12 protein-coding genes are annotated in these 12,211 nt (G+C 64.3%); all 12 read right to left on the bottom strand.

Annotated elements, in window-relative coordinates; translation table 11 throughout:
- Positions 1 to 216: 216 nt before the first annotated feature.
- Positions 217 to 1,893 carry an ATPase, T2SS/T4P/T4SS family gene (locus tag P4L93_00100; GenBank protein ID MDR3685353.1) on the bottom strand — a complete coding sequence of 559 codons (1,677 nt, stop codon included), beginning with the start codon at positions 1,891 to 1,893 and terminating at the stop codon, positions 217 to 219.
- Between the two features lie 3 nt (positions 1,894 to 1,896).
- Entirely contained in the window at positions 1,897 to 2,796 is a 900-nt protein-coding gene (aroE, locus tag P4L93_00095) for a shikimate dehydrogenase (protein ID MDR3685352.1), read from the bottom strand.
- Positions 2,797 to 2,833: 37 nt separating this feature from the next.
- Positions 2,834 to 3,319 carry a YqeG family HAD IIIA-type phosphatase gene (locus P4L93_00090; GenBank protein ID MDR3685351.1) on the bottom strand — a complete coding sequence of 162 codons (486 nt, stop codon included), beginning with the start codon at positions 3,317 to 3,319 and terminating at the stop codon, positions 2,834 to 2,836.
- A 43-nt stretch (positions 3,320 to 3,362) separates the two neighbouring features.
- Positions 3,363 to 4,076, bottom strand: a complete 714-nt coding sequence (locus P4L93_00085; protein ID MDR3685350.1) for a hypothetical protein — start codon at positions 4,074 to 4,076, stop codon at positions 3,363 to 3,365.
- The gene (locus P4L93_00080; GenBank protein ID MDR3685349.1) at positions 4,076 to 4,810 is read right to left on the bottom strand and encodes a hypothetical protein; all 735 of its coding nucleotides are present in this window, start codon (positions 4,808 to 4,810) and stop codon (positions 4,076 to 4,078) included. Before P4L93_00080 ends, P4L93_00085 begins: the two co-directional genes overlap by 1 nt.
- Complete coding sequence (locus P4L93_00075; GenBank protein MDR3685348.1) at positions 4,803 to 5,810, bottom strand: ABC transporter ATP-binding protein; 1,008 nt, start codon at positions 5,808 to 5,810, stop codon at positions 4,803 to 4,805. Before P4L93_00075 ends, P4L93_00080 begins: the two co-directional genes overlap by 8 nt.
- Positions 5,811 to 5,879: 69 nt before the next feature.
- Entirely contained in the window at positions 5,880 to 6,332 is a 453-nt protein-coding gene (locus tag P4L93_00070; GenBank protein MDR3685347.1) for a Fur family transcriptional regulator, read from the bottom strand.
- Between the two features lie 177 nt (positions 6,333 to 6,509).
- Positions 6,510 to 7,592: an endolytic transglycosylase MltG gene (mltG, locus tag P4L93_00065; GenBank protein MDR3685346.1), complete on the bottom strand. Its 1,083-nt coding sequence runs from the start codon at positions 7,590 to 7,592 to the stop codon at positions 6,510 to 6,512.
- Between the two features lie 3 nt (positions 7,593 to 7,595).
- Positions 7,596 to 8,027 carry a Holliday junction resolvase RuvX gene (ruvX, locus tag P4L93_00060; protein MDR3685345.1) on the bottom strand — a complete coding sequence of 144 codons (432 nt, stop codon included), beginning with the start codon at positions 8,025 to 8,027 and terminating at the stop codon, positions 7,596 to 7,598.
- A 14-nt stretch (positions 8,028 to 8,041) separates the two neighbouring features.
- Complete coding sequence (gene alaS / locus P4L93_00055; protein ID MDR3685344.1) at positions 8,042 to 10,657, bottom strand: alanine--tRNA ligase; 2,616 nt, start codon at positions 10,655 to 10,657, stop codon at positions 8,042 to 8,044.
- Between the two features lie 4 nt (positions 10,658 to 10,661).
- The gene (locus tag P4L93_00050) at positions 10,662 to 11,855 is read right to left on the bottom strand and encodes an AI-2E family transporter (protein MDR3685343.1); all 1,194 of its coding nucleotides are present in this window, start codon (positions 11,853 to 11,855) and stop codon (positions 10,662 to 10,664) included.
- Between the two features lie 5 nt (positions 11,856 to 11,860).
- The coding region (locus P4L93_00045; protein MDR3685342.1) for a sigma-70 family RNA polymerase sigma factor at positions 11,861 to 12,211 on the bottom strand (351 nt) is incomplete at its 5' end.

Genomic DNA, 12,211 nt, shown 5'->3' with positions numbered 1-12,211 from the left:
TCGTCGTCGTCGAGTAGTTCGTCATCGGCGTCGCTCAAGAAGAAGTCGCCGAACGCGTTGTCAGCCATCGAGTCGCACCTCCACTCCCCCGCCTCCCACGCTCGAAATAAGCGCGGGTAGGAGTAACCAATCCCGCCTTCGGCGGGTGCCCTCATACTGTCAGAAAGGCACCGCCGAAACAACCGAAACGCCTGTTGGCGCCGCATGCCAGCGCGTCTACACGACGACTCGCAATACCTCTTCGAGAGACGTCATGCCCATCTTCGCCTTGGCAAATCCGTCGTCTCTCAGTGTGAGCATTCCTTCGTCGATCGCCGCGCGCATCAGTTCGTCCGCCGAGGCGTTCTCGACGGTGAGCCTCTCGAGGTTCTCGGACATCTTCATGACTTCGTGGATTCCCATGCGCCCCTTGTAGCCGATGTTGCTGCACTTCTTGCAGCCGTGTGCGCGGTAGAGCGTGGGCAAGTTGTCCGGGTCGAACGGGAAGCCGATCCGCTCAAGCGCCACCGGATCTGGCGTGTAGGGCTCCTTGCACTCAGGGCACAGCCTCCGAGCAAGACGCTGGGCCATGATCAGAGTGATAGCGGACGCCGAGAGGAACGGCTCGATGCCCATCTCGGTAAGTCGGGTGATTGCGGCTGGCGCATCGTTGGTGTGTAGGGTCGAGAGTACGAGGTGGCCCGTCAGCGCGGCTTCGATCGCGATCGTGCCGGTCTCTTTGTCTCGAATCTCGCCGATCATCACCTTGTCCGGGTCTTGGCGAAGGATCGACCGAAGCGCCGCTGCAAAGGTCAGCCCCGCCTTCTCGTGCACCTGAACCTGTGACAGGCCTGCGAGTCTGTACTCGACCGGGTCCTCTACGGTGATGAGGTTGGACTTGGGGTCGTTCGTTTCGTTGATAGCTGCATACAGCGTCGTCGACTTACCCGAACCAGTCGGCCCCGTGACGAGGATTGCGCCGTACGGCAGCGCGAGGGCCTCGAGCAAGAGATGCAGGTTGTGCTCGAGGAAGCCCAAGTCCTTGAGCGACATCATGATCGAGTCGCGGCGCAACAGTCGCAAGACGGCCATCTCGCCGTTGACCAGCGGAAGGACGGCCACACGGAAGTCGATCGACTTGCCGTCGAGCACGACACCGAATCGGCCGTCTTGCGGGATGCGGCGCTCCGCAATGTCCATGCCGCTGCTGATCTTCAGGCGGCTGAGCAGCTGCCTGTGCAGTTTCATGGGAAGTGAGTTGACCACCTGGCACACGCCGTCTACACGGAAGCGGATACGCACGTCGCGCTCCTGCGGCTCTATGTAGATGTCACCGGCGCCGCTGCGGATGGACTCAGTGATGATCTGGTTCATCAGCCGCGCCACGACCGACTCCTCGCCCGGCTCCTCGGCCTCATCGCCTCCGGCACCTGCCGCAGCCTGCTCCTCGATGTCACCGACCATGTCGTTGACGTTGGTCTGCGACGCTGTGAACTTGTCGATCGCAGCCATCAGTTCGGTCTGGGCCGCGACGACGGGCCGGATCTCCTTCCCCGTCACGATGCGCACGTCATCGATCGCGAAGATGTTGGCCGGATCGGCCATCGCAATCGTCAGCTCGTCGTCTTCGAGTTTGATAGGAAGCACCGCGTAGCGACGCATCAGGTCGAGCTTGAGCAGAAGCGCGGCGCCCGGATCGATGTCGTAGGCACCGATGTCGACGTAGGGCAGTCCCATCGAACTCGCGACTGCCTGCGCGACGGTCACCTCGTTGGCAAAGCCCAGTTCGTCGAGAACGTGCGGCAGCGGACGTCCGTCAGCCACAGCAACCGCCTCGGCGAGTTGCTCGTCGCTGATAATGCCGGTGCCCACTAGGAGCCGGCCCAGGCGCATGCTGTTGGCCGCGGCGCTCATCGGCTAGCCGGTCACCTCCGTACCGCGGCGTGCAGCAAGCTGCTCCATCGCGGCTCGGCGCATCACGTCTCGGGGAGTGCGCAGCTGCGCGTCGGAGTTCCAGATATCGATCGCCGTCGCGCCTTGGGCGACAAGCATGCCAAGGCCATCGAGGGCGACCGCCCCCGCGGCGGCTGCGCCCGTCACCAGATCGGTGGGAGCGGCCGTTCCGTACACCATGTCCAGCACGACCTGTCCCTCCCTGAGCCATTCGACCGGCAGCGGAGTGCCCGAGCCGGGCTGCATCCCGACTGGTGTCGAGTTGATGATGAGGTCGGCTCCGCCAACGGCGACCTGGGCGTCTCCAACGCTCGAGACGTGCAGTTCGATTTCACTTGCGCGCGGCGCCATTCTGTCGAGTAGTTCTTCGGCATGTTCGAGGTTTCGGTTAACCACGGTGATGGCTGCGCACTTCGCCAGAATCAGCGCCACGAAGGCAGCCGCTGCCGCACCACCAGCGCCTAGGAGCACGACGCGCTTGCCGGCAGGGTTGAAGTTCGCATCCGTGGCCAGCGACTCGAGCATGCCACGCCCATCCGTGTTGTATCCGATGAGCCGACCGTCCGGGGTGACATGGATGGTGTTTACCGCGCCCGCCATGCTCGCCGCCGTCGCAACCTCGTCGCAGAGCTCGAGAACCGCTGTCTTGTACGGCATCGTGATGCTCAAACCGACGAACGGCAGAGATCGCACGGCCGCGATCAACCTGCGCAGCCCGACCTCGTCTTGCACGGCAAGGGGAACGTAGGCCCAGTTCAGGCCCAGCTCCTCATAGACGGCGTTGTGCATCGCCGGCGACAGCGTGTGGTCCAGTGGCCACCCGACGACTCCTGCGAGACGCGTCTTGCCGTTGATCGCGGTCATGTCCTGCTCCTTGTCCGACTGACTCAAAGACGCGCATCTAGGCCTGCGGCTGACGCCCACCGAGAAGTACCTTCTCCACGCGACGCAGAAGCAGAGTGTGCGGCAGATCGCTCTCGGAAAGCGGTAGCACCATGATGGTCTTGATACCGAGCAGCTTGCCGCCGAGCACGTCGGTGAACATCTGGTCGCCGACGATCGCGCACTGCTTGCGCCCCACACCCATGAGCTTCAGAGCGCGCCAGAACGCGAACGGGAGCGGCTTGACCGCCTTGGCAACAAGCTGAAAGCCGAGTTCCTTGGCGACCTCCTGGACGCGGGCGTGCCAGTTGTTGGAGACGAGACACACTCGAAAACCTCGGTCTGACAGCTGGGCGGCCCACGCAACGATGTCGTCGGGCATCTCACTGCTGTCTCTGGGCAGAAGCGTGTTGTCCAGGTCCATGAGGAGCGTGTCTATGCCTTGGGCGCCTAGAGCGTCCAAGTCGATATCGCACACGCTTCTCAGGTACAGGTCTGGACTCATCAAGTCGATCTCGGCTTCCTTCTCGCTTCTTCGGCTCGCTGCACTACGGCCCTGAACTCGCCGAGTTGGCCCACGAGTTTATCAGTGCGCCGAAGCCCGACCCGCCGTTTCCGCCGGACTTAGCCCCGGCCGCCACCAGGCGCTTCTGCTCGGCGTCGAGGGTTTGAACCATCTGGGTATCGCCTGCCAGGAAGTACGTCGTCCGGAAGATACCGTACGACTCGAACTGGTCGTCGAGGCTCGAGTAAGTGACCGTGGAACCCAGCCCTATCTTCGATTGGGCAAGCATCTCGGGCAGGTTCTTTTTGCGATCCTGCATCATCAGGAGCTGCACGTAGTTCGCCCGAAGAAGGCCTGAAGTCGGGTTGTTGTCCACGCCTTGCTTGGCGAGCACGATCGCGTCGGCTATGCGGCCCTTGAGGGCAAGGATAAACGAGACGTAGTAGTACGGCTGTTCCAGCTGCGGGTTGAGCATCTGGATGATGCGAATCGACGGCAGCAGGTCTACGCGATCTTGGATCTTCTTGTCGGTCAGGTACTGGTGGAACTGCGGATCGAGCCGCTGGTAGAGCAGGCCCGCCGCCGCCATGCGCAGCCCACCGAGATACGCGAATCCGGCTTGACCGATCACTCGGCTCTGCGACAGCTGCACCGCGGTTGGCGCGGTCGCAGCAGCCAGGCCCTGGGCACCGACGATCATGCCGAGACACAGCAGGATGACCACGATCAAACCCACGAGTGGGCGCTGTGAAGACATCACAGATCCCTTCCCGCGAACATGTAGGATCCGATCACCATGAACAACGTCACGTAGCCCACAAACAGGACGATCATCGCGATGAAGTAGGCAAGCGAGATTCCGTTGCCAAGCGCCACAGGGTTGATGACGTTGAACGTGTCGAGCGACGGGAACCAGATCGGCGCACGCGTTGTCTCGGGCAGGTGCAGGAAGCTGACCGCCGCGTGGCCAACGAATGCGATGGTCAAGCCGCCGACTACCGATGTGACCGCTCCAAAAAGCGTGCTGAGCATGACGGTGAAAGCCATGACGATGCCGATCTCAAGCCACGTGGCAAAGGCCGCCTCGAACAAGAGGAACATCGGGTGGCCGTACGTGAACCAGCCGATGGCGATCGTGGCGACAGCGAACGCCAGCAGGACGATTCCGAGCGTGAGGAACATCCCCAGCCACGTGCCCACCACGTACTGCCAGCGGCGCACGTCGCGAGCGATGACGTTGAAGACGGTTCGGCGCTCGATCTCCACCGGCAGGCGTGTGGCCGCCAATGAGAGGGCGACAACTATGGCCGCGACCCACATCAACGCGATAGCCACTTGCTTGAAGACGCCGTCGATGATGCCTACGCCGTAGCTCGGCAGTGCAGGGATTGCCACGGCCAGAAGCCCAGCGAACACAACCACAACCCAGACGACCTTGCGGCGCACGGCGTCGGCGACGACAGCCTGCGCGATGGCGGCGATCTTATTCATCGCGGCCTCCCTTCGACGCGGCGTCGTGAGGCGCGTTCTTCTCGGCGGCCACCAATAGGGCTGCGAAGTAGTCCTCGAGCGACGCACGCTTGGGCTGCAGCGATACGATCTTCCAGCCGCCGTCGTAGAGCTGCTCGATCACTCGACGGACGTGCTCGTCCGGGAGCGAGAAGACGGTGGTCGTGCCCGAGATGGCTATGTCGCACACGACGGCGGCGACCGCGGCAGGCAGGTCGCCCACGCCGAGCACGCGCAGCGAGGTCTGACCGGAGACGTTGAGCAGGTCGTCGATGTGTCCGCGGGCCGCGACGCGTCCCTGGTGCAGAATGGTGACTTCGTCCGAGATGGTCTCGACTTCCGAGAGCTGATGCGACGACAGCAGGATGGTGGCGCCACCCTCTTTGAGGCTCACCATCAGGTTACGCACGTCGCGCTGCCCGATGGGGTCGAGCCCCGAGGCCGGCTCGTCCAGGACGAGCACCTCTGGCTGGCCGAGAAGCGCCTGCGCCAGGCCCAGTCGCTGCAACATGCCGCGAGAGAACTTCGCGAGGATGGTCTTCTGGCGACCTTCCAGGCCAACCCGCTCGAGCAAGTCACCCGTCTGCTCGGCGATCTCGGCGCGCGAGAGGCCCGCGAGGCGACCGTAGAGCGCCATGGCCTCGGAGGCCGTCAGCTGCTGCGGGAAGTATGGCTGCTCGGGCAGGAAGCCAACGCGCGCCCTGGCGCCCGGCTTGCGCGCCTCGAGTCCGAGGATCTCAAAGCGCCCGCCAGACGGCTTGACCAGCCCCAAGAGCATCTTGAGAGTGGTTGTCTTGCCCGCACCGTTCGGACCGAGAAGCCCGTGGATCGCCCCACGCGAGACGCGCAGCGAGACGTCCGCGACCGCGTCGCGCCGTCCGCCGGCCGCACGTCCGTAGTCCTTGCGCGCATGTTCGATCAGCAGCGCAGGCGCGTCTGTGGCGACGCCCGCGGGGTTGTTCAGTGTCACTGTGTCGCTCATCTCTCTACCTTTCGGTCTTCTTAGCAGTGCCAGGCTCGCACGATGCGCGAACCCGAGAGTCAGCAGGTCCTACGTCGAGCTCTCGGGACCGTTGCGTGCCGAACACGCTGGGCACGTGCCGAAGATCTCCACTTTGTGGGTGACGCGCGAGTAGCCGCGGCTGGATGCTTCGCCAGCCGCCCACTCCTCAAACTCGGTGCCGGGAATCTCCACGCCGGCCCCGCAGCGCGCACAGACGAGATGGTGATGGTGCGACGATGAGCACAGCCGATACGCGGTCTGCCGGTCTGGCGTCTGCACGCTGTGGATGACGCCCTCGTCGGAAAGGCGCTGGAGATGGCGGTAGACGGTCGTCAGACCGACGCGAGCCCCCTCGGCGCGAAGGTCAGCGTAGATGTCTTGCGCGGTTCGAAAGCGCGACGAGTCTCCCATCACGGCAAGCACAGCCGCTCGCTGGGCCGTGTTGCGCCCGCGGGTCTCGGTTGTTGCCGGAGTGAGCGCCGTCTTGATCATCGCTGCCATCTCTCGTTGCGCCGCTCTTTTGGGGGATGCGGCCCGTGTGCAGTACAGGTTCACACGACCTGTATCGGCAGGTTCCAGAGAAATGGTAACGGTTTTCTTTTTCGCGCCCAGGCAAGATGGGCGGGCGCAGGCCCTGACGCGGCTGCGCGCGACGGGATAGCTGCCGACGCGGGGAGGCTAGTTGCCGAACACCGCGTGGTACTTCTTGACGGCCTGGAGGAACTCCGGGTACGTGACGGTGAACGTCTGCGACCCGTCCTTTCCGGTCAGCACGTAATAGAGGTACCTGGTGGTCGCCGGATGCGCGGCGGCTGTCAGCGCCTGGATTCCGGGATTGGAGATCGGCCCGGGAGGCAGCCCGAAGTGACGGTAGGTGTTGTACGGACTCATGTTCCAGATGTCTGACTTGCCCAGTACTGTGGTGCCCTCCGGAGCGACGTAGAAGATCGTGGAGTCGAGCCCCAGGCGCATGCGGGCATGCAGGCGGTTGTAGATGACCGAGGCGATCGTCGGGTAGTCCTTGGGGAGCTTGGCCTCGCGCTCAAGGATCGACGCGATGATCACAACGTCGGAGAGCGTCAGGTTCTTCGACTTGGCGTAGCTCAGGTCTAGACCCGCCGAGGCAACATCGAACTTCTCGAGCATGAGCTCTACGATTGCGGCCGGCTTTGTCCCTTTCTTGATTCGGTAGGTCGCCGGGAAGAGGTATCCCTCCAGCGAGTCGCCGGCGGCCCCCTGAAGGTAAGGATGCTTGGCCGCAAACTGCGGGGCGCCCGACGTGACAAGCGAGATCATCTCGTCTTCCGAGACGCCCGCTCGCGCCGCAAAGCGCCGTGCAACCTGCCGAGCGGTGAAGCCCTCAGGAATCAGCACGTCGACGTAGGTCACCTCGGGCGGGCTCGACAACGCTTTGATGACGAGGTCGTCGGGCATGCCCGTCGTCAGTTCGTAGGTGCCCGAGCGCAAGGCCTTCTTGGAGAGCTTGGCGTCGAGCTGGAAGCGCAGACTGTTGCGGACGACGCCGTAGCTGGAGAGCATGCGGGCGATCTGCTCGGTGCTCGCTCCCTGGGGCAGTCGGACCTCAACATGCTGACCCGAAGCGGTGGGATGCTCGGTGCGCGTCAGCAGCCACCAGCCGGTCGCGCCCGCGACCAGCACCAGCGCTGCCACAACCATGACCGCGATCAAAGCGATCTTGCCGCCCTTGCCACGCTGCTGGACCTTGGTGGGGTCGCTGAACATCCCCGGGCCGTCCGTCATGCCTTACTCTCCGATCTGCTCGCCATCTCGGCGAGCATCGAGGTAGCTCTGTAGGAACAACGATGCCGCGAGCATGTCGAGCTGGCCACGCTGTTGGCGGGTCGACGCTCCGGCTGCCTGCATCGCCTTGGATGCCTGTGTCGATGACAGCCGCTCGTCGGCGAACTCGACTGGGGGGCGCAAGAACCCTGCCAGCCGCGCGGCCGTATGCCGAACTCGCTTGGCTTGGGGTCCTTCTGCGCCGTCCATCGAAAGCGGAAGACCCACCAACACGAGTTCGATCTCATAGTCATCAACGAGCCTTACCAGATCCCGACCGTCACCAAGCACCTTCGGTGCATCCAGAACGGTGACCGGCGTGGCCACGGTACCAGAGGGGTCTGACACCGCGACTCCGATGCGTTTCTCGCCGATGTCCAGTGCCAGAACGCGCACGCTACTGCTCTCTGCTAGCCGACGCCGAGAGCCCGCCGAGCCGCCCCGAGCGCGTCATCAATGCGTGAAGCGTCCTCGCCGCCGCCCTGCGCCATGTTGGGCTTGCCCCCGCCGCGCCCGCCGAGCACCGCGGCGATCTCGCGCACAGCACCGCCAGCGTTGAAACCCGCCGCGACAGCGTTATCGGCGCCCGCCGCGAGGAAGATCGGCTTGCCGGTCTCCATGTCGACCGAGACGAGCACCGCCGCGTCGGCGCCTTGACCGTGCAGAACGTCCCACAAGGAGCGCATGGTCCCTGGGCGCGCGTCCGGCGCGCGCGTGACGATGAGCTTGTAGCCAGCGTCGACCGTGTCGCCCAGCATTCGGTTGATCTCATCATCGGCGACGACATCCACCATGCGGTTGGCGCCGGCCTCAAGATCCTTGAGACGTTTTGCGGCAGCAGCGGCGCGCTCGTTGACATCGAAGCGCGGCACCTTGAAGATCGCGGCGGTCTGGAGCAGCTCGGCCTCCTCGCGCATGATGTACTCGTAGGCATCGAACGAGGTCACAGCCTCGATGCGGCGTAGGTTCGCGCCCACGCTGCTCTCCCCCATGATCTTGAGCAGGCCGATCTCGCTCGTATGGCTCGCGTGCGTGCCTCCGCACAGCTCCTTGGAGAAGTTGCCGATCTCGAGCACGCGGACGAAATCGCCGTACTTCTCGCCGAACAGAGCCGTGACGCCGGCCTCACGCGCCGAGGCGATCGCGGTCTCGTAGGCGCGCACGGGATGGTTCTCGAAGATCTTCGCGTTCACGAGACGTTCGACACGCTCGAGCTGAGCCGCGCTCATCGCCTCGAAGTGGGTGAAGTCGAAGCGCAAGCGATCCGGCGCTACGTACGATCCTGCCTGCTTGGCATGCTCCCCGAGCACGAGGCGAAGCGCCCAGTGAAGGAGGTGTGTTGATGTGTGGTTGCGGCGGATGCGCTCTCGGCGCATGACATCGATGGCTCCATGGACCGCCTCGCCCACACGGAGCGAGCCGTCTTCGAGCTTGCCCACGTGCGAGATGACGCCTTGCGATACGCGCGTGGTTTCAACGACGAAGCGCCCTGTCGGCCCATCAACAACACCGGTGTCGCCGACCTGACCGCCCTGCTCGCCGTAGAAGGCGGACTTGTCCAACACGATCTCCGCCGCGTCGCCGGTAGCGAGGCTCTCCACGCGCACTCCTTCGCGAAGGATGGCGAGTACCGTGCCGTCGGCCTCGTTGTGCTCGTAGCCCAGGAAAACGGTCGCGCCCGACTCTTTGGCGAGCTCGGCGATCGCGCCGCCGAACGTGTTCCACGAGTCGTCCTTGACAGCAGCGCGGGCACGCTCGCGCTGCGCCTCCATCTCGGCAGTAAACGCATCGACGTCGACCTCGACGTTGTTCTCGGCGGCGATCTCGGCGGTCAACTCGAAGGGGAAGCCGTACGTGTCGTGCAGCATGAAGGCGATGCCGCCGTCGAGCACGGCTCCCGGCGCGAGCATCGCAAGCTCGTCCTCGAGGAACGTCAGACCCTGGCGAAGCGTGGTGCCGAAGCGCTCCTCTTCGCTGGAGACGATCTGCTCGATAAGTTCGCGGTGCTCGACGATCTCGGGATAGGCGTCGCCCATGAGCTCGATCGTGCGCTCGACGAGGCGCACAAGGAACGGATCCTCGACGCCGAGGATGCGGCCGTGGCGTACTGCTCGGCGCAGCAGGCGGCGCAGCACGTAGCCGCGACCCTCGTTGCTCGGGATAACGCCGTCGGCGATCAGGAACGTGATGGCGCGCGCGTGATCGGCGATGATGCGCACCGACGTCGAGATCTTCTCGTTGACGCCGTAGTCGGCGCCGGTAATCTCCTCAGCCAGAGCCATCAGGTCGCGCAGGATGTCGGTCTCGAAGTTCGAGGGCACACCCTGCAGGATCGCGGCGATGCGTTCGAGGCCCATGCCGGTATCGATGTTTTGCTTGGGGAGCGGCGTGAGGGTACCGTCCTCGGCGCGGTCGCACTGCATGAAGACGAGGTTCCAGTACTCGAGGTAGCGATCGCAGTCGCAGCCCACCGCGCAGTTGGGATCGTCGCAGCCAAGCTCCGGACCCTGGTCGTAGTAGAGCTCGGAGCACGGGCCGCACGGACCGGTGGGGCCAGCGGACCAGAAGTTGTCCTTGGCGCCCATTCGCACGATGCGTTCGGGACGGATGCCGACCTCGTTGACCCAGATCGCCTCGGCCTCGTCGTCGTCTTCGTAGATGGTGATCCAGATGCGCTCCGGATCCAGACCCAGCACCTCGGTGGAGTACTCCCAAGCCCACGCGCACGCCTCGGACTTGAAGTAGTCGCCAAAGCTGAAGTTGCCGAGCATCTCGAAGAAGCTGTGATGGCGACCCGTCGTCCCGATGATGTCGATGTCGGTGAGCCGCACGCACTTCTGCACGGTTGTTGCGCGCGTGAACCCGAGATTCTTGGCGCCGAGGAACACCGGCTTGAACTGCACCATTCCGGCGCTCGTCAGCAGCAGTGACGGATCGTCGGGAATCAGCGAGGACGACGGCTGCCTGCGACAGCCCTTGCTCTCGAAGAAGGACAGGAAGCTCTCGCGGATCTCGGCGGAGTTCACTTGACTACGCTCCCTTTTCGGCGTTCTGGCTGTCAGTTGTTGAAGGCTTCTCGTCGCTGTCGGCGGTCGCGCGCGTCGCGCCGCTGTGGCGGAAGAGCGCGCCGTCGGTGCTCGACAGCGTTCGCTCCGTTCGCCGCTCGTAGTAGTAGACGAACAGGCCCTTGCCGATAGCGGCCACAGGAATCGCGAAGAGCAGTCCTACGATCCCGAAAAGCGTACCGCCGACGAGCAGGGAGAATATCACGAGCGTTGGATGCAGGTCGACCTGCGACGACATCACGCGGGGCACCACAAAAGCGTCGGTGAGGTTCTGTGCAATCGCCACGACGGCGACCGCGCCCACGGCCACCCAAGGCCCGCCGAACATGCCGAGCAGCCCTGCGATCAGCGCCGTCGTGACCGGTCCGATGTAGGGCGCGAAGTTGAAGAAGAAGGCGATGATGCCTACTACGATCGCGTAGTGGACGCCGAGGATCGACAGCCCGATCGTCGCGAGCGTCGCCGTGGTCAGTGAGGCGATCGTCTGGCCGCGCAGGTAGCCGCCCAGCACGCGCGTGACGGTGAGAAGCAGGTGCTCGGCGTCGCTCTCGTACCGAGGGCCGGCGAGCACGGTGATCTCCTCGCGAATCTTGGGCAGGTCCGCAAGGACCCAAAACGCGATCACCAGCGCGAGGAACATGTCGACCAGCCCCCGCGCGATGCTCCCACCAAAGTTGAGCAAGACGTGCGCGAGGTTGTTGCCCGCCGTTACGAGGAACTCCGAAAGCTGGGCCGAGGCGGTGCGGATGATGTTGGCGAGCCACACCGGTAGGACTAGCGCCGAAAGCTGCCCCTCGACCGCGCTCTCGGCAGCGTCGGCCTGCGCGAGATACTTTGGCGCCGCATGCGCGAACGACGAAACCTGATGGACCACGGTCGGCCCCAGCACCGTGACGATGCCCCCGAGCAATGCCAGCAGGATAACCAAGCACAGTAGTGCGGCCTGACCGCGCTTCATGCCTCGCGTCTCGAGCAGTGCGACCGGCCAGTTGAGCAGGAACACGAGGACGAAGGCCACGACGAAGGGCGTGAGCGCCGGCATGATCCTGCCCAGCCCCCACATCGCAGCCGCGAACAGAACCACGAGGCCGATCGTCGACCAGACGACCAGCGCAGTGGTGCGCCAACGGTCGTAACGTTCCTGCGCCGAGTACGGCATCGCGCCTAGTCCCTCACGATGTTCTCGCGCAGGACCTTAAGCGTGCGGCGAAGCAGCCTCGAGACCTGCATCTGCGAGATGTTGAGCTGGTTGGCAATCTCGGTCTGCGTCAAGCCTTCGAAGAAGCGCAGGTAGAGCACGCGCTGCTCCTGTGGTGTGAGCTTACCTACGGCGGCCGACAGCGTGGTGCGGTCCTCGACCACGGCCATCAGCGCGTCGTCCTTGCCGACGTACTCCAAGATCGAGAACGAGTCGCCACCGTCGCCACCGCGGTCGGTCTCCAGCGAGACGAAGTTGTACGCCTCGCTCGTCTCCATAGCCTCGAGCACCTCTTCCGAGGTGACGCCGAGGTACTC

The organism is Coriobacteriia bacterium (assembly GCA_031292615.1).
Lineage (GTDB): Bacteria > Actinomycetota > Coriobacteriia > Anaerosomatales > JAAXUF01 > JARLGT01.
This window is presented reverse-complemented; position numbering and strand designations above follow the sequence as displayed.

Excerpts from the sequence above, each read along its gene's own strand:
- aroE (MDR3685352.1), bottom strand. The coding sequence starts at position 2,796 with ATGACCGCGATCAACGGCAAGACGCGTCTCGCAGGAGTCGTCGGGTGG.
- mltG (MDR3685346.1), bottom strand. The coding sequence starts at position 7,592 with ATGACGGACGGCCCGGGGATGTTCAGCGACCCCACCAAGGTCCAGCAG.
- P4L93_00080 (MDR3685349.1), bottom strand. The coding sequence starts at position 4,810 with ATGAATAAGATCGCCGCCATCGCGCAGGCTGTCGTCGCCGACGCCGTG.
- P4L93_00100 (MDR3685353.1), bottom strand. The coding sequence starts at position 1,893 with ATGAGCGCCGCGGCCAACAGCATGCGCCTGGGCCGGCTCCTAGTGGGC.
- P4L93_00075 (MDR3685348.1), bottom strand. The coding sequence starts at position 5,810 with ATGAGCGACACAGTGACACTGAACAACCCCGCGGGCGTCGCCACAGAC.
- P4L93_00050 (MDR3685343.1), bottom strand. The coding sequence starts at position 11,855 with ATGCCGTACTCGGCGCAGGAACGTTACGACCGTTGGCGCACCACTGCG.
- P4L93_00070 (MDR3685347.1), bottom strand. The coding sequence starts at position 6,332 with ATGGCAGCGATGATCAAGACGGCGCTCACTCCGGCAACAACCGAGACC.
- P4L93_00090 (MDR3685351.1), bottom strand. The coding sequence starts at position 3,319 with ATGAGTCCAGACCTGTACCTGAGAAGCGTGTGCGATATCGACTTGGAC.
- P4L93_00085 (MDR3685350.1), bottom strand. The coding sequence starts at position 4,076 with ATGTCTTCACAGCGCCCACTCGTGGGTTTGATCGTGGTCATCCTGCTG.